Source organism: Salinibacillus aidingensis, assembly GCF_055393355.1.
This window is the reverse complement of the sequence record NZ_AP043759.1, coordinates 1,622,128-1,642,285: the sequence shown is the minus strand read 5'-3', so window position 1 is coordinate 1,642,285 and position 20,158 is coordinate 1,622,128. Positions and strand designations below refer to the sequence as shown.

At 39.3% G+C, this 20,158-nt stretch carries 19 protein-coding genes; 2 read left to right on the top strand and 17 right to left on the bottom strand.

Going from position 1 to position 20,158, the window contains the following annotated elements:
* Nucleotides 1-8: 8 nt before the first annotated feature.
* From ACZ5OK_RS08880 to ACZ5OK_RS08850, 7 genes are all read right to left on the bottom strand, one after another.
* Nucleotides 9-431, bottom strand: coding sequence for a Na(+)/H(+) antiporter subunit B (locus ACZ5OK_RS08880; RefSeq protein ID WP_343841364.1), 423 nt, complete (start codon nt 429-431; stop codon nt 9-11).
* Nucleotides 432-511: 80 nt separating this feature from the next.
* Nucleotides 512-1,219 carry a cytochrome c biogenesis CcdA family protein gene (locus tag ACZ5OK_RS08875; RefSeq protein WP_343841362.1) on the bottom strand — a complete coding sequence of 236 codons (708 nt, stop codon included), beginning with the start codon at nt 1,217-1,219 and terminating at the stop codon, nt 512-514.
* A gap of 150 nt (nt 1,220-1,369) precedes the next feature.
* On the bottom strand, nt 1,370-1,591 hold the full coding sequence (locus ACZ5OK_RS08870; protein WP_343841360.1) for a YneF family protein: 222 nt from the start codon (nt 1,589-1,591) through the stop codon (nt 1,370-1,372).
* A gap of 73 nt (nt 1,592-1,664) precedes the next feature.
* A complete protein-coding gene (gene sirA, locus ACZ5OK_RS08865; protein ID WP_343841358.1) occupies nt 1,665-2,090 on the bottom strand; it encodes a sporulation inhibitor of replication protein SirA in 426 nt (141 codons plus the stop codon).
* Nucleotides 2,091-2,235: 145 nt separating this feature from the next.
* Nucleotides 2,236-4,239: a transketolase gene (tkt, locus tag ACZ5OK_RS08860; protein ID WP_343841356.1), complete on the bottom strand. Its 2,004-nt coding sequence runs from the start codon at nt 4,237-4,239 to the stop codon at nt 2,236-2,238.
* 200 nt (nt 4,240-4,439) lie between these two features.
* On the bottom strand, nt 4,440-4,673 hold the full coding sequence (locus ACZ5OK_RS08855) for a DUF896 domain-containing protein (RefSeq protein WP_044157525.1): 234 nt from the start codon (nt 4,671-4,673) through the stop codon (nt 4,440-4,442).
* A gap of 162 nt (nt 4,674-4,835) precedes the next feature.
* Nucleotides 4,836-5,492 carry a YneB family resolvase-like protein gene (locus tag ACZ5OK_RS08850; RefSeq protein ID WP_343841351.1) on the bottom strand — a complete coding sequence of 219 codons (657 nt, stop codon included), beginning with the start codon at nt 5,490-5,492 and terminating at the stop codon, nt 4,836-4,838.
* 291 nt (nt 5,493-5,783) lie between these two features.
* On the opposite strand from ACZ5OK_RS08850, the gene lexA reads away from it, so the two are divergent.
* A complete protein-coding gene (lexA, locus tag ACZ5OK_RS08845) occupies nt 5,784-6,410 on the top strand; it encodes a transcriptional repressor LexA (RefSeq protein ID WP_343841348.1) in 627 nt (208 codons plus the stop codon).
* Between the two features lie 392 nt (nt 6,411-6,802).
* Nucleotides 6,803-7,345 (top strand): 2'-5' RNA ligase family protein, encoded by a 543-nt coding sequence (locus ACZ5OK_RS08840; protein WP_343841345.1) that lies wholly within the window; start codon nt 6,803-6,805, stop codon nt 7,343-7,345.
* 470 nt (nt 7,346-7,815) lie between these two features.
* Here ACZ5OK_RS08840 and glnA read toward each other — a convergent pair whose 3' ends face one another.
* The 10 genes from glnA to cotE all read right to left on the bottom strand — a co-directional run bounded on the left by glnA (nt 7,816) and on the right by cotE (nt 19,979).
* On the bottom strand, nt 7,816-9,153 hold the full coding sequence (gene glnA, locus ACZ5OK_RS08835) for a type I glutamate--ammonia ligase (protein ID WP_343841343.1): 1,338 nt from the start codon (nt 9,151-9,153) through the stop codon (nt 7,816-7,818).
* A gap of 19 nt (nt 9,154-9,172) precedes the next feature.
* Nucleotides 9,173-9,580 carry a MerR family transcriptional regulator gene (locus ACZ5OK_RS08830; RefSeq protein WP_343841340.1) on the bottom strand — a complete coding sequence of 136 codons (408 nt, stop codon included), beginning with the start codon at nt 9,578-9,580 and terminating at the stop codon, nt 9,173-9,175.
* 116 nt (nt 9,581-9,696) lie between these two features.
* Nucleotides 9,697-10,956 carry a methionine gamma-lyase family protein gene (locus ACZ5OK_RS08825; protein WP_343841337.1) on the bottom strand — a complete coding sequence of 420 codons (1,260 nt, stop codon included), beginning with the start codon at nt 10,954-10,956 and terminating at the stop codon, nt 9,697-9,699.
* Between the two features lie 2 nt (nt 10,957-10,958).
* On the bottom strand, nt 10,959-12,209 hold the full coding sequence (gene hflX, locus ACZ5OK_RS08820) for a GTPase HflX (RefSeq protein WP_464758723.1): 1,251 nt from the start codon (nt 12,207-12,209) through the stop codon (nt 10,959-10,961).
* Between the two features lie 14 nt (nt 12,210-12,223).
* Nucleotides 12,224-13,150, bottom strand: coding sequence for an AAA family ATPase (locus tag ACZ5OK_RS08815; protein ID WP_343841332.1), 927 nt, complete (start codon nt 13,148-13,150; stop codon nt 12,224-12,226).
* Between the two features lie 250 nt (nt 13,151-13,400).
* Entirely contained in the window at nt 13,401-13,625 is a 225-nt protein-coding gene (gene hfq, locus ACZ5OK_RS08810; RefSeq protein ID WP_343841329.1) for an RNA chaperone Hfq, read from the bottom strand.
* Between the two features lie 32 nt (nt 13,626-13,657).
* On the bottom strand, nt 13,658-14,599 hold the full coding sequence (gene miaA, locus ACZ5OK_RS08805) for a tRNA (adenosine(37)-N6)-dimethylallyltransferase MiaA (RefSeq protein ID WP_343841326.1): 942 nt from the start codon (nt 14,597-14,599) through the stop codon (nt 13,658-13,660).
* 195 nt (nt 14,600-14,794) lie between these two features.
* Nucleotides 14,795-16,648, bottom strand: a complete 1,854-nt coding sequence (mutL, locus tag ACZ5OK_RS08800) for a DNA mismatch repair endonuclease MutL (RefSeq protein WP_343841323.1) — start codon at nt 16,646-16,648, stop codon at nt 14,795-14,797.
* A gap of 18 nt (nt 16,649-16,666) precedes the next feature.
* Nucleotides 16,667-19,261 (bottom strand): DNA mismatch repair protein MutS, encoded by a 2,595-nt coding sequence (gene mutS, locus ACZ5OK_RS08795; RefSeq protein ID WP_343841320.1) that lies wholly within the window; start codon nt 19,259-19,261, stop codon nt 16,667-16,669.
* 154 nt (nt 19,262-19,415) lie between these two features.
* Entirely contained in the window at nt 19,416-19,979 is a 564-nt protein-coding gene (gene cotE, locus ACZ5OK_RS08790; protein WP_044157509.1) for an outer spore coat protein CotE, read from the bottom strand.
* Between the last annotated feature and the right edge of the window lie 179 nt (nt 19,980-20,158).

The window sequence follows — 20,158 nt, the reverse complement described above, 5'->3', positions numbered from 1 at the left end:
TATCTACTTTATTCATCACTTGCAATCGTAAGCATGATTGTCAGCGTTACACCTACAACGGTTAAGTACACACCTAAATCAAACAGCATAGCTGTTGCAAGCTCTGAATCCCCGAAAATTGGTAAGTGGAAATGTCCATATGTCTGACTTAAAAATGGTTCTCCAAATATAAAAGATCCAATTCCGGTTAACGTGGCAATCAGCAAGCCTGTTGGTATTAAAAGTTTAAAATTAACAGGTAAGATTTTTTCTATTGGTCTTAAACCATACGCCATATACATTAATACAATGGCTGCGGAGGTCATGAGTCCTCCTATAAATCCACCACCAGGAGACTGGTGACCAGCCAAAAATAAATAAATGGAAAAACCCAGGAGTATAAAAGCGATTAGTGCTGTCATTGTTCTTAAAATTAAATCGTTATGTCTCATAAAATCCTCCTACTTTTCCCTTATGTTTTCTATCTTAATATAAAATTAATCATTTTAACAACTTTTTCCCTTTTGTTAAATTAAAAACCCTGGAAATCAAAGAGACCAGCAAGATAAGCTGTGATAAAACGCATCCAGTCAAAAAAGAGCACAATTCCCAGAATAATCATGACGTAACCGCCAATTTTAACAATTTTTTCACTGTTTCGTTTCATCCAGTCAAGTTTACCTACAAAGAAGGATAAAGCTAAAAATGGAATGGAAAAACCTAAAGTATAAGCAATCATTAAAAAGATTCCTGTTTCCGGCTGTGTTCCTACAAGCCCCAGTACAGCACCTAAAATCGGTCCTGTACACGGTGTCCAGCTCATCGAAAATGCCAGTCCTATAAAAGCTGAACCAATATAACCGGATGGCCGGTTTTTAAAGGACATTCGTCTTTCCTTCATTAAAAATTCAAAGTTAAACAGCCCTGCCATCACTAAACCGAAAAACACCATTAGTATGGCTCCGATCTGTCGAATAAATTCCCGGTATTCCTTAAAGAACTCTCCAAACGCTGTAGTACTGAAGCCTAATATAAGAAATATGATGGAGAAACCAATTAAAAAGGCAATCATGTGAAATAAGCTGCGACGACTCATGACTGCATTCTCTGATTTTAATTCACTTACACTCATTCCTGTCACATAAGATAGAACAACAGGGTAAAGCGGCAATACACACGGAGATATAAAAGATAAAAATCCTGCTCCAAATGCTAATAAAAGGTTAACTTCTTCTCCCATTATGTAATCTCTCCTTTACCTTACCAGATACCCAAGTCAATTTTAACAGAGAAACCACCGCTTCCCTCTTTTCACACTATATCAATCATGACAATTTCGTGAACATTCATTAAAAATAAATCCTTCTTCCAGGCGAAGAAGGATTTATCTCTATTTGTCCATCTGATTGTTCATGGAACGCATCATTTGTTTGATTTTTTTCTGTGATGGCTTTTGCCCCATTTGCATCATCATTGTACGAAGCATTTGTTCATTAATTGGTGGATTTTTCTTCAGGTAATTCATCATGTACTTTCTTGCTATAAAGAAACCGAGGGCAACACCGGCTATTAAAGCAAGAATAGCAATAAGTACAACCCATAACGTACTCATAAAAACGTTTCCTCCTTCGTGTTGTTTCTCATACAGTATAGTAAAAACCGCATCATATGACAATAGTCGCGTGTTAAATCATTAGTCTTTTTCGTTGTGGCGACAGCCAGCCGAATTGCTGGTCAGCTATGTTTACAACAAAAAATGTGGAATAAAAGGATCGTAAATATTCAAAAACGAACTGTTCAACCTCATGCAAGGATGAGCCTTCCACCGTACACTCTGTTGGATTTACTGTTATTTTTATATGAGTTGACTGGTAGGTTATGTAAAGCTGATGAGCGCTTGTCCTCACACTTTGAGTCGGATATTGCTTTTGAATAAACTGAATCAGGTGATCTGTAGAAATCTCCTGAGTAATATAAAGAAACTGTTTTCTGTAAACTTCATCACTTTTTAGTGAGGGATACTTTTGCAAAAAGTGAAACAGGATATCACTCTTATGATAATACGCATCTGCTACATTTTCCTTTATTAAAAACAGCGAGAATTTCTGCATAGCCAGTCCTCCTTATTAGAGTCCATTCTATCAGAAATCCTAATCAAAAATCTGCCAAATTCAGTCGAATAGTCTTTGGTTTTTTTGCAGCATTTTCAACAGAAAGCGACGCCAATAATGCTATTGGCGCCGCAAAGAGAGATCATTATTTAAGTAAATCCTCTACTTGCTTAACAACATTTTCAACTGTAAATCCATATTCAGCAACGACTTTATCGCCAGGGGCAGATGCTCCATATTTATCAATGCCAAGCACTTTTCCTTCATCCCCTACATAACGCTCCCAGCCAAATGGGGCAGCCATTTCAATTCCCAAACGCTTTTTCACATTTCCAGGAAGGACTTCCTCTTTATATTGCTCAGATTGCTTCTCAAAGCGATCCCAGGAAGGCATACTCACAACGGATGCATCAATATCTTTTGATTTGAGTTCCTGTTGGGCTTTTACAGCCAACTGTACTTCGGATCCTGAAGCAAGTAATAAGACATCAGCTGTTTCTTTTTCTGCCGGGGATACTACATAGGCCCCTTTCTTTACACCTTCATATGCCTTTTCCTTTGTTCCTTCTAATGTAGGTAATCCCTGTCTGGTTAATACTAGTGCGGTTGGATGATCTTCAGCCTCAAGGGCTAATCTCCATGCTGCATTCGTTTCATAACCATCTGCAGGTCTAATTAAGGAAAGGTTTGGCATTGCACGTAATGATGGAAGCTGTTCTACTGGCTCGTGGGTAGGTCCATCCTCCCCTACAGCTATTGAATCGTGTGTAAGCACATAGGTAACAGGCAGATTCATTAGTGATGATAAACGTATGGCCGGACGTAAGTAATCACTAAATACAAAGAATGTACCGCCAAATACTTTCAGCCCGCCATGCAATGTCATTCCATTAATAGCCGCAGCCATTCCAAATTCGCGGACACCAAACCAGATATTACGACCACTGTAGTCTTTAGATGTAAAATCAGCTTCATCTTTAATGGTGGTCTTATTAGATCCGGCAAGATCTGCACTGCCACCAATAAAGTTTGGAACCCGTTTGGCGATAGCATTTAATGCTGATCCTGAAGCTGCGCGTGTTGCCGGGGAGTCTTCTCCCACTTCATAGTCAGGAAGGTCATTATACCAGCCTTCTGGAAGCTCTTCGTTGATAGCTGTTTCTAATTCCTTAGCCAACTCTGGGTGTTGCTCCTTATATTTGGAAAATAATTCGTTCCATTCGTTTTCTTTTTTTGCGCCAGCCTCCTGAACTTTATGCTTGAAGTCTTCATAAACTTCATGAGGTACATGAAACGGTTCATGCTCCCACTGATAGTATTCCTTTGTCATCGTGATTTCCGTCTCACCTAACGGAGCACCATGAGCGTCTGATTTGCCTGATTTATTTGGCGCACCAAAGCCGATAACCGTTTTTACTTCAATGAGTGTAGGCTGATCTGTATTAGCTTTCGCTTCTTTAATTGCCTTGCGAATAGCTGCCAGATCATTGCCGTCTTCTACACGGATAACCTGCCATCCATATGCTTCGAAACGCTGCTGAACGTTTTCTGAGAAAGAACGATCCAAATCACCGTCTAAGGAAATATCATTGGAATCATATAGCATGACGAGCTTACCAAGCTTTAAGTGACCAGCTAAGGATGCTGCTTCATGAGAGATACCTTCCATTAAATCCCCATCACCACAGACGGTATAGGTATAATGATCAATGACATTATATTTGTCGCGATTGTATTTTCCGGCTAAGTACTGTTCAGCCATAGCCATTCCAACTGCCATAGACAGTCCTTGTCCTAATGGACCTGTTGTAGCCTCTACTCCATTTGTATGTCCGAATTCAGGGTGTCCTGGTGTTCTTGAACCCCATTGACGGAAGTTCTTTATATCATCCATGGTCACATCATAGCCTGATAAATGTAATAATGAATATAAAAGCATAGAACCATGACCTGCGGAAAGGACAAAACGATCCCTGTTAAACCAGCTGGCATTTTCAGGGTTCTGATTCATAAATTCTGTCCAAAGTGTATAGGCCATTGGAGCCGTTCCCATTGGCATTCCAGGATGTCCTGAATTAGCCTTTTGTACGGCATCAATGGTTAATGTTCGTATCGTATTTATTGATTTTTGTTCAATGTCTGCTGACATGTCGCAATCTCCTTTCATCCTTGCAATTATGTAATCCACATTATTTATCGTATAATGAAACATCAAAGGATACAAGCAAAAATCGTTATACGTAAGGAAATGTTCAATAAAATCTCTTATTATTATCAATTAAACCAAGACTTTTATACATATAAAAAGCCCTATCCATCGAACTGAATAAGGCTTTTCAAAATAGTATTTTAATGCTTTTTCTTTCGTTCTTTTTCGTCCTTAACCTTCTGCGGGGTCACATCATTCCCCTCTGGATCAACAACCTTCATGGAAGTAAGCTGACTCTTAAAAGATTTACGCAAGTTTTTTAAATAGGCCTGACGTAAATCATTCTGCTCTTTTTTCTCCTCTTCAGTTAATCCTTCATTTTTCGATTTATTGGCTAAATAATTGATACGATCAATTTTATCCTGTGATAACATATGAACGCTCCTTACATTTATAATCAAGACAATTTTCACAATTTCTACTGACTCTGCTTACAGGAAACACACACCGCTTGCCACGTTTTGCCTGCAGAGCCCTTGCCAAAAACAAAAAGCAAGCGTCACTATTACAGACTCTTGCTTGCTCTTTTGTTAATCTTACATGGATTTATTTTGATTTTCAAGCGTATACTCCTGGAATCTGCGATGAACGGTTGCTTTTGATACGTCATACCCCATACCTCGTAGTGTAGAAGCAATTTCAGCAAAAGTTAAGCCGTTATTTCTAAGTTTAACCACTTCATCAATTGGAAATGTCTTACGTTCTCTTCCAGGAGACTCATGAATATTTGATAGATTATTTTCAGGCCTGTACCCATTTGATACGGCCTTTTTCATTCCTCTTTTAATCTTTATATTATGGAGCTTTCTCTGATACTCTTCTACGATCGATACAATTTGTAAAACCATGGAGTCCGATTCAGAGAGTTGAATCTCTCCCTGGTGGGAAATTGTATATATTGGGATGCCCAGTTTTTGAAGCTGGTGGAGCAAAGCTATTTTTGTATTGCCCCTGCCAAGCCTTGTCTCGTCCTGAATAAAGAGTACGTCCGCTTCATTTGATGAGAAAAGCTCCAGCATCCTGAAAATACCTTCACGCTCGATTTCATAACCACTTTGTTTTTCTTCAATGATATCTGCTATCTCATAATGGCTTTGATTTGCCAGTTGAATGAGTTCTTCCTTCTGTCTTTTAATAGATGTTGTCTGTTCTTCTTTGTCTGTGCTGACACGACAGTATATAACCGCCCTCAATAATTCCACCTCTTAACTATGTAAAAAACTCTTAGCTAATAGATAATGCATAATATAAGATTACTAGAGTCAGTCCGAAAAGTGAATAAAACGCAATGTCGATTTTTGATACTTTATTAAACATTAAAATCGCCTCCTAACAAAAATAGAACCTTTGTTCGCTTTTGTCTATTTTCATTATATCAGAACACCTGTTCCTGTCAACCGTTTTTTCCGAACGAATGTTTGTGAAAAGTGGAAATACATGCTATAATACAGACAATTGATATATATGTACGAGGTGAGAAAAATATGACCAAGCTATCCAAAAGGCAAGAGGCGATCATGGAATACATAAAAGAGCAGGTAACGGCTAAAGGCTATCCACCTTCAGTAAGGGAAATTGCGCAAGCAGTAGGACTCGCTTCCAGCTCTACTGTTCATGGACATTTATCAAGACTTGAAGAAAAGGGCTTTATACGCAGAGACCCAACAAAACCAAGAGCGATTGAAGTGCTGGAACTGGAAGAGGAAATGAATAATGCTCCAAAAACAGAAGCCTTTTACGCACCGGTCATTGGTAAGGTAACAGCCGGTGAACCTATTACAGCAATCGAAAATATTGAGGAATATGTACCTGTTCCAGAACATCTGGCCATTTCAGAAGACGATCTATTTGTTTTGAATGTTGCTGGAGAAAGTATGATTGAAGCCGGTATTCTTGATGGCGACCGGGTAATTATTCGTAAGCAGCGATCCGCTCAAAACGGAGAAATCGTTGTCGCTATGACGGAGGATGAGGAGGCAACCGTGAAGCGTTTCTTTAAGGAAAAGGATTATATCCGACTCCAGCCTGAAAACGCAACAATGGATCCGATTATTGTTAGTGATGTGACGATATTGGGGAAAGTGATTGGATTATTCAGGGAAATACACTAACTTTTAAAACTAGATTTATAGTTTAGAAAAGACTCTTACTTAATTGTAAGTAGTTCACTTTCGATGGAGAAAAACCTAAATAAATGATTAAATAGCATACCAAATAGCACATTGTTTGGTATGCTATTTTTTGTTTATATATCAATGTTTACTTATAAATAACATCACTTTTAGCTTTATATTTAGCACACAAATTAACAGTCCACTAACAGTTGATTAGTAGGGTGATAATTGCTATGTTATTTTTAACGTTAAATAGGGTAATTGTATTATCTTTTGTGAATTTTAGGGTAAATCCGAGTATATGTTATAAAAGAGATATAAGATATTGTGAAATTATATACTTAAACTAAAGAGGCAGAAGAGTTTAATAAAAGTTTGGGGGACTTAGTATGGAAGATTTTAAAAATGATACATACATAGTATTGGATTTACCTAAAAAAATTGCTGATAAAGTAAAGAAGATAAGGTCTGAACATAACTATACAATGTCTTTACCCGCAGAAATAACGGTTACTGGGTCAAGTGGAATAGGAGTATTACAATATGAACAAAATCCAAGTAATGTCTATTCAACGATTAAAGATGTGACCTCACGAATAAAACCGATTAAATGTAATTTCGGAGAAGTTAGTAGCTTTCCAAATACAGATATTTTCTTTTTTACCTTACAAGATGAAGGTCCTATTCGAGAATTACACAAAGAACTTGTAAAATCGGATATAAAATTTTTAGAAAACCCATTTCCTTATAAGCCACATTGCACATTATGTAACAATTCATCTCTAACAGATATAGAAACTCAAGAATTATTATCAAAGGAAATTAGCGAGGAATTTATTCTTGATACGGTATCAGTTTATTCTTTGGAAAGAAAATCTAATGATGTTGTAAATGTAAGTTTGCTTAAACGGTTTAAGTTGTCTGGAAAATAATAGATGTCTTATTCAACAAACAGGTGCTTTAGTTGAACAAGACAATATAATTGAAAACAAAGAAAAACGCTTGGATAAGTTATGTATATCCAAACGTTTTTGCGGTTAAAACAAGTGTTAAAATGGTTATTAAAGATGCTTCGAAACCATATGCTATTTGTTATGTGATTTGATATTTTCTCCACGGTAAGTGAACTACTTAACTTAATTGTAAGAGTCTTTTTTCAAGTTTTTGAAACCAGGATTTAAGAATAAAAGCTGCACAAAGCCACATAATAACTAAAAAAGTGGTGATGGAATGAGTCGGCTTGTAAAGCTTAATAGCATATTAAATATTCTTCTAATTGTTTTGACACTTATTCATCATTTTACAATTAGAAATTCTTTAGACTCTCTAAAGAGTAAATGATGATCTTATATGCCCGTAATAAAACCCCTGATAAAATTTTTATCAGGGGTTTTCTGAATCATTAATACGTCTGCAGGTATTGCTCCCGCTCCCACGGATGTACCTGAGTACGGAACATATTCCATTCAATTTCTTTAGCTTCTACAAAGTGCTCGAATAAATGCTCACCCAGAGTCTCTACAAGTACTTCATCACTCTTTAGCTCCTGAAGTGCGTCATACAGAGTTGCCGGGAGATCCTCAATTCCCTGTTCCTCCCGTTCTTCTCTTTCCATAACGTAAATATTCCGGTCTATAGGCGCTGGTGCGGTTAAATTATTCTTAATACCGTCAAGTCCGGAAGCAAGTAATACACTCATGGCCATATAAGGGTTCGCAGCTGGATCCACACTTCTTACTTCAATCCGTGTACTTAAACCGCGTGAAGATGGTACCCGGACTAACGGGCTGCGGTTCTGACCGGACCAGGCTACATAGCTTGGAGCTTCAAAACCTGGAACAAGACGCTTATAAGAGTTTACGATTGGATTGGTAACCGCCGTAAAGCTTGTAGCATGCTTGATGACACCAGCAATAAACTGATAAGCGGTTTTGCTTAACTGCAAATCACCTTTCTCATCAAAAAAGCTGTTTTCGCCATCTTTAAATAAGGACATATTGCAATGCATGCCTGAACCATTCATGCCAAATAATGGCTTAGGCATAAAGGTCGCGTGTAAACCATGCTTTCTTGCAATTGTTTTTACGACTAACTTAAAGGTTTGAATATCATCACAGTGCTTAACGGCATCCGAATATTTAAAATCAATTTCATGCTGTCCCGGGGCAACTTCATGGTGGGAAGCTTCTATTTCAAATCCCATTTCTTCAAGCTCTAATACGATATCACGACGGCAATTTTCCCCTAAATCGGTTGGTGCTAAGTCAAAGTATCCGCCTTTATCATTAAGTTCCATCGTTGGTTCTGCATTTTCGTCTAGCTTAAACAGGAAAAATTCCGGTTCAGTTCCAATATTAAAGGCCGTAAAACCATGCTCCTCCATTTTCTCGACGTTCTTCTTTAAGTTATAACGAGGGCAGCCTTCAAATGGCGTCCCATCTGGATTAAATATGTCACAAATAAAACGTGCCACTCTTCCTTTTTCAGAAGTCCAAGGGAAGACAACGAACGTATCCAGATCAGGATAAAGGAACATATCAGATTCTTCGATGCGTACAAACCCTTCAATAGATGATCCATCAAAAGTAATTTTGTTATCCAGGGCTTTTTCCAATTGGCTTAAAGGAATTTCCACATTTTTGATGGTTCCCAGCATGTCTGTAAACTGCAGACGAATAAATTTTACATCTTCTTCTTCAATTCTTTTCAGGATCTCTTCTTTAGTAAATTTTTTCCCCATAAGTAGCCTCCTATATTTTTTAATGGAAGAATCGTGATAATTCTCCCTGTCTTAACGAATTTTTGTTTAACCTCCCTGCATCTAACAGCTCTTTACGCAATAAGTTCCTTAACTCTTTATCCGTTAAAGGCTGCTTCTCCTCCGTTTTTTCTTCCTTTACTGTTTCCTCAGGCTGATCTTTTGTGTTTTTGTTAGATAACATCTCTTTAATACCCGCTAAGTTAACTCCTTTATCAATCAGATCTTTTATTTCTAATAACCGGTCAACATCGTTAAAAGAAAATAAACGCCGATTGCCTTTCGAGCGGGCAGGATGCACCAGTCCATGTTCCTCATAGTAACGGATCTGGCGTGCGGTTAAATCAGTAAGAGAGGTTATAATGCTCATTGGGAAAAGAGGCGTTGAGCGTCGGTTGAGATCACTCATAAACGCACCTCCAATCTTTAATTAATATTGATTATACTTTTTGTTTGTATATCTGTCAAGGCATGTAAGGAAACTTTACAAAAGGTGTATGTAATTGTTGTGATCTGAATATCTGATTATTTAACTGTAAGATTATAGCCCTTTTCCACCATCATCTCTATAGCAGATACAATGGCAATTTTAATATGTTCGTAAGTGAGTCCACCTTGAACATATGCTGTATAAGGAGGTCTTATGGGGCCATCAGCCGATAATTCTATACTTGCACCCTGGATAAATGTTCCTGCAGCCATAATAACATGGTGTTCATACCCTGGCATAGGGCTCGGGTAAGGAACAACGTGTGAGTTTATTGGAGAAGCCTTTTGTATGGCCTGACAGAAAGTAATCATCATATCTGCGTCAGGAAAATTCACAGATTGAATGAGGTCTGTCCGCTCTTCCTTATAAGATGGCATCGTTTCAAATCCGAATTCCTCCAATATACGGGAGGTAAATAAAGCTCCTTTTAACGATTCACCTACAACATGAGGGGCCATAAACAGCCCCTGAAACATTTCCTGAAGGCTGTACAGTGAAGCGCCTGCTTCTTTACCAATTCCAGGCGCTGTCAGACGGTTGGCACATTTTTCAATCAGATCCTTCCTGCCAACAATATAGCCACCTGTTTTGGCCAGTCCGCCACCGGGATTTTTAATTAAAGAACCTGCCATCAAATCTGCTCCAACATCTGTCGGCTCCTCCAATTCCACAAGCTCTCCATAACAATTATCAACAAAAACAATACAGGAAGGAGCAACAGACTTAACAAAGCTGATCATTTCCCTTATTTGATGCACCGTAAACGATGGGCGGCTGTCGTATCCCTTTGACCGCTGAATCCCTATCATTCTGGTATCTTCATGGATGGCATTCTTTACCTGAGCAAAATTAACAGAACCATCCTCTGTTAAATCAACATGCTTATAGTTAATATTAAAGTCCCTTAATGAACCTGAACCCTCACCTCTGGTACCGACAATTTCTTCTAATGTATCGTAAGGTTTACCAGTGATATAAAGAAGCTCATCCCCCGGCCTTAATACACCAAATAAACTTAATGTAATGGCGTGAGTGCCGGAGATAATCTGAGGTCTTACTAATGCATCCTCGGTGCCGAATACCTCCGCATAAATTTCCTCTAACACCTCTCTGCCTCTATCGTCATAGCCATATCCGGTTGTTGGGTTAAAGTGACTATCACTTACCTGATGTTTCTGAAAAGCCTCTAAAACTTTTTTCTGATTCGCTTCAACAATGGTTCGAATTTTTTTGTGAAAAGGAAATAAGTCTGTTTCGATTTTGTTCGCCAACTTTTCAATTGCTTCTGTTTCCATAGCTACTGCTCCTTATTGATATAATGTTCATAAATAGGGTGATTGGGGTCAACATATCCTGTCAGCATATAATCCTCTGTGTCCGGTTCAAAATCCTCGGTTTCCACAATCGTATGGTTCTTGATACGATGCAGGAGACGGCCATCCTGAACAGGTACCTGCAATTCGTAATATTTCCATTCAGATTTTACAACCTCTTCAATTTTTTTCAGAAGCCTGTTTAAATCCTCATCATCAAAGGCGCTGATGGTAATGTAAGGATAGGAGTTCGGGATAAAATCAGCCTTGAATTGATCCCGTTTGTTATAAATGGTTAACATAGGCAGTCCATCAGCACCCAGTTCATCCAATAGGTTATAGACCGTTTGCTCATGCTGCGGAAAATCCTCATTTGAACCATCGACGACATGTAAAATGAAATCCGCCTCTGTCACTTCCTCTAACGTAGAGCGGAAGGCAGCCACCAAAGTTGTAGGTAAATCCTGTATAAAACCAACCGTATCTGTAATAATAGCTTCAAATCCATTATCCAATCTGATTCTTCTTGACAGTGGATCTAATGTCGCAAACAATTGGTTTTCTTCCAGCGATTCACTTTTCGTTAATCGGTTAAATAAAGTAGACTTACCTGCATTGGTGTATCCGACAATCGCAATTTGAAAGGCCTGATTTTCTTTTCTGCGTTTACGATACTGACTGCGCTGATTCACAACGGCTCGTAATTGCTCCTTAATTTCAGTAATTCTTCGCCTGATATGGCGTCGGTCGGTTTCCAGCTTGGTTTCCCCGGGCCCTCTTGTACCAATACCTGCACCAAGACGGGATAATTCTGTCCCCTGGCCTGCTAACCTGGGAAGTAAGTACTGCATTTGCGCCAGCTCAACCTGCAGTTTTCCTTCTCTTGTCCTTGCTCGTCCCGCAAAAATATCAAGAATGAGCTGGGTTCGATCAATGACCCTGGCGTCCAAACGGTCACTCAAATTTTTTAACTGTCCAGGTGAAACCTCGTCATTAAGGATGACGAGGTCAACTGGATTCATTTCAAGGGTGTACTGAATCTCCTCTAATTTTCCTTCACCGATATATAACGCCGCGTGTATTTTATCTCTCTTTTGAATGACGACATCTGCAACTTCTCCATTTGCAGTTTCTGTTAATTGTTTTAGTTCTTCCAATGACGTATGAAATTTTTGTTCATTCGTGCCTTTAATCTGACAGGCGATGAGTAATACCTGTTCTTTATTTTCCATCATCAGAACTCCTTTTGCTATGAATATGTCTCCACCCGAAAATTAAAGTCTTCCGGTTTTAAGGAAACTAGATCCTTTGCACCGAACTGATTTGTTGCCACAAGGCGCAGCGCCTGCCTTCGGATAGCTTCTTCAACCTTGTTTCGGATATATCTTCCATTCGAAAAATTTTCCCATTCCTGCTCCTGTAATTCCCTTAAATGAGTTCGCAGCTTTCTATAGGCAGATTGTGTCAGTTCATATTGTTTCTGCTCAGTTATAATTTGTGCAATTTCTATTAATTCATCAATTGTATAGTCTTTAAAATCAACAATAATCGGAAATCTGGATTTGAGTCCGGGATTTAAATACAAAAAGTGATCCATTTCATCCGGATAACCTGCAAGGATCAGTACAAAATCTTCATGATAATCCTCCATGTGTTTCACCAATGTATCAATCGCTTCTTTACCAAAATCCTTTTCTCCTCCTCGCCCCAGCGAGTAGGCTTCATCAATAAATAATACACCACCCATGGCTTTTTTTATTAAATCTCTGGTTTTCTGGGCTGTATGTCCGATGTATTCACCAACGAGATCTGCACGCTCCGCTTCTATCAAATGACCCTTGGAAAGCAGATTCATTTGATGGAATAAGCGGGCAATCTCCCTTGCTACCGAAGTTTTACCAGTACCGGGGTTTCCCTTAAACATCATGTGCAGCATCTGATTTTCAGCCTTTAAACCCGCTTCCTCTCTTTTACGGTTAACCAGAACTTTCGCGTAAATTTCCTTTAATGTCTGCTTTAACGTTTCCATGCCGATATATGATGAAAAGGCCTGATCAATAAAACGAAAACGCTGATCACTTTTATGATTAAATTCATAGGATTTTAATGAATGGGTTTGATCCTGATCATGTAAAACAACATTGATCTGTCCTTTACGCTTCGCCTCTATATTCACATCACTTCACCCCTTATCTACGATTACTATACGTAAACAAAGGATTTTTGTGACACCCGCCTATAAAGAAAAGCGGAGGCGACCGGTTAGGTCTGGCGGTATAAGACGAAGACATGGAGTGGCATGGGCTTGGCCACGTAATGGCTTTGGCTTATGTCCGCCCAGACCTGGGAGCCGCAGCTGGACAATACAAAGGCGGAAGCGCGTGCAAAATAAAACGGATGCCTGAATTGCATCCGTTATGCTGACCTTATTCTTTTTCTAAAGTGACCTGTTTTGACGGTGCAAAGGTTGAAATCGCATGCTTGAAAATTAATTGCTGTTTGCCATCTGTTTCCAAAAGCACGGTGAAATTATCAAACGACTTTACAACACCTTTTAATTGAAAACCATTGGTCAGAAATAGCGTCACTGGGACATGTCCTTTCCGAATCTGGTTTAGAAATTGGTCCTGAATATTTACAGTTTGTGCCATGAAACTTTCCTCCTCTAATTATCTATATTTGATTATTTCGTGATATTTTGAAGCAATCCTTCTAAATCTCGAAAAATTAATGAAAAAGTTTCCTGAAGATTGAGCTCTGAAATGGAATACCAATGGACATCCATTTTATTCCGAAAGTATGTATATTGACGTTTGGCATACCTGCGGGAATTACGTTTTAACCGCTCAATGGACTCTTCCAGTGACCACTCCCCCTCAAAATAAGGAATAAATTCTTTATACCCAATCCCCTGCATCGATTGAGCATTCTTCAGCCCCTGGTCATAAAGTCGTTTGGCTTCATCCAGGAGTCCTTCCTCCATCATTAGATCCACTCTATGGTTAATTCTCCTGTATAATTCTTCACGGTCCATAGAGAGTCCTATTAAAGTAGGATTATAGGGTGATTGATCCGCCTGCTTTTGCTGCAGGTCAGACATTGTTAACCCTGTTCTTTCATAGACTTCCAAAGCTCGTATGACTCTTCGCAAATTATTTGGATGAATTTTTTCCGCCTGTTCGGGATCTACTTTTTTAAGTTTATGATAAAAGGGCTCTACCCCCTTTTCCTGAATGGCAGCCAGCATGTCTTTTTCGAACTGTTCATCCCGCTTTTGAGATGAAAAATTAAAATTATATAACGTTGATTGTATGTATAAACCGGTACCTCCCGCAATAATGGGAAGCCTATTACGGCTGTCGATATAATTGATATAATGCTGAACATGATCCTGAAAATCGGCCACCGAGAAATCCTGGTCCGGCTCTCTTATATCAATCATGTAGTGAGGAATTCCCTGCCTTTCCTCATCAGTAACCTTCGCTGTTCCAATATCTAATCCTTGATAAACCTGCATCGAATCGCCGCTTATAATTTCTCCATGAAACCGTTTGGCCAGCTCTACACTGAGCTTCGTTTTTCCAACGGCAGTAGGTCCGACCACAGCAATAACATTTGTTTTCATTTTAGTAGACCTCCAGATGCCTGAAACAAGTATCATACAGCAACCGAATGTGTATATCACTTGCTTCTCATATTATACATGATATGGGTATATATGCAAAATTTTACAAGCCTATTTCAATGGGTATGGAAAAATCCAACCAGAGAGAGCCGTGACTCAGCGTATCAGCTCTTCTGATTGGATGATGAATATTTGCTACATGACACGTTTAAACATTTTCTCCAGATCATACTCGGAAAAGAAGATGATAATGGGACGTCCATGTGGACAGGTAAAAGGATCCTGACACTGACGTAAATCTTCCAGAAGACGGTACATATCATCATAATTCAAATGGTGGTTCGCTTTTATCGATCGTTTACACGACATTAAAATTGCTGCATCCTCACGTAATTGTTTAATATCTACCTTTTGATTTTCCAGGACCTGATCTACCATTTCCCTGATTGTCTCTTCCTCTTCTCCCTTAGGCAGCCATTGAGGATGAGAACGGATAATAAACGTATGCTCTCCAAATGTTTCAAAGAAAAGACCTACCTGCTTCAGCTCCTCCTGATGGGCTTGAATGAAGATCGCTTCCTGTTTCGAGAATTCAAAGGTTAACGGGACAAGCAGCTCCTGGACCTCTTCCGGCACAATCCCTACCTTCTCCCGATAGAATTCATATTTGATCCGCTCTTGTGCAGCATGCTGATCAATTAAATAAAGTCCCTGATTGTTCTGTGCGATAATATAAGTGCCATGAGCCTGACCGACGGGGTATAACACAGGCACCCGGTTTTCCTCTGTATTTTCGGTTTGAGTAGTAATCGCTTCTTCTTCCTGCTGTAAATCCAACTCTTCGGACCACTGTTCATGAACAGAAGAAGTCTGACTGTCTGTGATATAATCCAATTCAATCTCCTGTCTCTGAGTCCCTGGATTCACGTCCGTTTTCGCAAGTAAATCCTCCCAGGGTGTATCATCCTTCACAGTTGGCCTGGATTGCTGCTCAAAGGTGAAATAGCTTTGTTTAGGCTGTTCTCTCTTAGTCTTTTCAGCAGCAGCAGGTTCAGGTATTAAAGTTTCCTGCTTAAATACATCTTTTATTGCCGTTTCAACAGCAGCGAATAGCTCCTGCTCCTTACTGAACCTGACTTCAAGCTTACTTGGATGAACATTGACATCCACTAAATACGGATCCATGTCAATATTAATTACAACCACCGGATACCGCCCGATAGGTAATAGTGTATGATAGCCCTTGAGAATCGCCTTATTAATCATTGGGTTTCGAATATAGCGACCATTAATGATGCTGGAAATATAATTTCGATTCGCTCTTGTCACCTCAGGACGTGCAGCATAACCAGTAATTTTGAAGTCTAGAGTTTCATATTCAATCGGAAGCATTTTCTTTGCTGTCTGCATTCCATAAATTTGACCAATAACCTGCCTCTGGTCCCCTCTTCCTGAGGTATAAAATAAGCGTTTTTGATTGTGAATACACTCAAATCGTATATCCGGATGAGACAAGGCAATCCGATTGAGTACATCTGTAATATGACCAAGCTCTGTATGAATTGTTTTCATATATTTTAAACGCGCAGGCGTATTAAAGAAAATATCTTTGACAAGAATATCTGTACCTTTTCTCGCATCCCCTTTATCACGGCTAATGAGTTTTCCACCTTCAATTTCTAATTGCGTACCCGCACTTACGCCATCTGATGTACGTACGATTAAGCGGCTTACAGCTGCAATACTGGCTAATGCCTCACCGCGAAAGCCCAGCGTACGAACCCTGAACAAATCACCTTCAGAGTTAATTTTACTGGTGGCGTGACGCAAAAAGGCTTTTTCACAATCCTCAGCTGACATTCCATTTCCGTTATCACTTACTTTAATGGAGGTTAAACCTGCTTCCTCCAGTTCAATTTTAATCCAGGTACTATTGGCATCAATACTGTTTTCAACTAATTCTTTAATAACCGATGACGGCCTTTCCACTACTTCGCCGGCAGCAATTTTATTGGCCAGATGGTCAGGCATTAATTGTATACTTCCCATTTCTTATCCCTCCCCTCGTCATTTATTCAATTTTTGCTGGATGGCAAATAAGGTGTTCATGGCTTCCATTGGTGTCATATTTAACATGTTTAATCCTTTAATCTCGTCCATTATAGTTTTTTCTGCAGTTGAAACCGACTTGGAATTTTCCGTTTCCTGCTTTTTTTGGGCAGGTTCTTTAAAAGCAAAAAAGTCCAGCTGCTCTTCTTCATTAGCTGATGGTACTCGAGAGGATTCCGAGTGTTCAAACTGGTTTAAAATTTCATAGGCCCGATCAATTAAAGGTGAAGGCAGTTCGGCAAGCTTTGCCACATGAATACCGTAGCTTTCATCAGCTGCTCCGTCCTGGATTTTATGAAGAAACACAACATTCCCATCATGCTCTTCTGCCTTCACATGCACGTTACTTAACCGCTCCAGAGAATCACTTAAACTTGTGAGTTCATGATAATGGGTGGAAAATAACGTCTTCGCATGGATGTGGTTATGAATATATTCTACAATGGCCTGGGCCAGAGACATACCATCATACGTGCTTGTGCCTCTTCCTATTTCATCAAGCAATATCAGGCTGTTCTCGGTTGCTTTCGTTAACGCATGTTTAGCTTCAAGCATCTCCACCATAAAGGTACTTTGTCCGGCTACCAGGTCATCTGCAGCGCCAATTCTAGTGAAAATCTGATCAAAAACCGGAAGTTCCGCGCGATCAGCAGGGACAAAACATCCGACTTGGCCCATAATTACAATAAGAGCCAGCTGACGCATATAAGTACTTTTACCGGCCATATTCGGACCCGTAATTAACAAAATGTCACGATTTTCATCCATCCTTACATCATTGGGAACATAATGATCATCCTTCATCACTTGTTCTACAACGGGATGCCGTCCATTTTCTATATGAAGCTCATGTCCATTTGTAAATGATGGCCTGGTATACCGATTTTCATCACTCACAACAGCAAAGCTCTGTAAGACATCCAATTCACTCATTTGTTCAGCCAACTTTTGAAGTTCTGGAATAAATGTCTTTACCTGTTCCCGGATATCTATAAAGATCTCATATTCAAGCTCTACACTTTTCTCCTCGGACTCCAGAATTAATGACTCTTTTTCTTTAAGTTCCGGAGTAATAAAACGTTCGGCATTGCTAAGTGTCTGCTTACGTTCATAACGTCCTTCAGGAATCAAATGAAGATTGGCCTTGGTCACTTCGATATAATAGCCAAATACTTTATTAAAACCAACCTTTAAAGATTTGATACCAGTAGCTTCTCTTTCCTTCCTCTCCAACTCGGCAATCCATTGCTTACCATTTCTTGAAGCATCTCTGTATTGATCCAGCTGCTCATGATAGCCATCCTTTATAATATCCCCCTCTTTAATCGATAAAGGAGGCGTTTCCGCAATGCTCTTCTCAAGGATTTCTTTTAAGGATTCAAGTGGATTAATGGTGTCGGCCAGCTGAGCAAGCTCCTCCTGCTGAAAATCCTGCAGCACCTGAATGATTTCCGGAATTTGATGCAGGGACTTTTTCAGTTGAATTAAATCTCTGGCGTTGACGTTTCCATATGCAACTCTTCCTGATAAACGCTCTAAATCATAAACCTCTTTCAAGGCTTCCCTAAGTGCTTCTCTTTCAAAATACTGCTCCAGCAATCCTTCTACCTGCTGGTGACGTCTTTCCATTTCCGTGGTTGATAATAATGGCCTGTCCAGCCATTTCTTAAGCATTCTTGCTCCCATAGCGGTAACCGTTTTATCCAGTACCCATAGTAATGATCCTTCCTTGCCTTTTTTTCGAATCGTTTCCGTCAGTTCCAGATTGCGCTTTGAATACATGTCCAATTTCATATACTGACTAAGTTCAATATACTGTACAGGCTGCAAATGGGTCATCGCCCGTTTTTGGGTGCGTGCTAAATATTGAAACAGACGGGCAAACCCTGTAATCAATTCCTTCTGTTTCAGGTTTTGCACTAATTCCTTACTTTCATCCGGAATGTCCACACTGTCTTCCTGAGATATGGTGACATTTAACCTTTGCGTAAGCATTTCCGCCCATGTTTCCTGTAGATCGGATGGTACAACAATTTCTTTTACGGGGCGGTTAAAAAGTTCACTTAAAACAGAATCAAATCCATCTCTGATAAAAGAAACACTGTTTTCCCCGGTGGAAAGGTCATTATAAGCCACAACAAAACGTTCATCATCCAATGGGGTCAGAGAGGCGATGAAGTTATTTTCCTTTTCATCCAGCAACTCCCCTTCCATGACTGTTCCGGGGGTAATAACCTGTATGACCTCTCTGCGAACGACCCCTTTCGCCTGTTTTGGATCCTCTACTTGTTCACAAATGGCAACTTTATATCCTTTTTCTATTAAATTTTTAATATAGTTAGCAGAGGAATGAAAAGGAATCCCGCACATGGGTATCCGTTCCTCCCCTCCTCCATCCCTGCTGGTCAGCGTTATTTCCAGTTCTTTAGATGCTAGCAGGGCATCATCGAAAAACATTTCGTAAAAGTCACCTAACCGAAAAAAGAGAAATGTATCTTTATATTGTTCTTTAACTTGTAAGTATTGCTGAATCATCGGCGTATACTGAGCCATAAGACTTCCTCCAAAAATTATACTCCATGTGATCTTTTTCTACATCTTTTTATTATAGCATATCTGATTGAATTCTTTAGAGTCTTAAATACAAGAAAAGGGCATAAAAAAAGAAAAACCCGGCTTTTCAGAGCCAGGTAAAAGGGGAATGATATTAATCTTTTTCAGCTGAATGGGATGATGAAATATCAGGATCTACATCTGCAAGCTCAGCTTCAAGTTCATCATATTCAAAATCGTCATCATTTACATATCCATGTGGATCAAGCTTAACCACTACTTTCGTCTCACCGATCACTTCAACAACAAACTCTCTTTCTACTTCTACAACGATACGATTGCCTGCTTCATTTATGGTGCATTCAAGACAGTTTGGCTGTTGGGTCGCACGTGCTATTACTTCAAGATCATCAGAAATACAGTTTTCATCTTTGATAACGAGTGGTACACGATCTGAATAATTTACGCGATCACTGACAACCTCAGTTTTTGTATTATTATTATAGGAATACCACACATTAATGTCGTAGCTTCCGGAAACCTCCACAAAGTCTCCTTTTTTCCTTGCTTTATATTGATGATTAATGACCCAGCAACCTAAAATGCTTGATGGACTGTGGTGCGGTGTTATTGTATGTGTTGCTTCTTTAAATTTCTTACCTTTCCCGATCACTGCTTTTGTAATAATCTGCCGTGTTTCTCTATCAACCATTGACATGTACGTTTACCCTCCTTCAATTTGATTCCATGACATTTTATTCAAGGCATTCGCCCGAAGTGCATGAACCTGAACAAAACATTTCGATGTTTTTGCAGCAACGTTTAAGATAATAGCCATGAATGTAATATCTAGTTATCTGTCTAATAAAGCTTATGCAGAAATGGGTGAATGTGTGT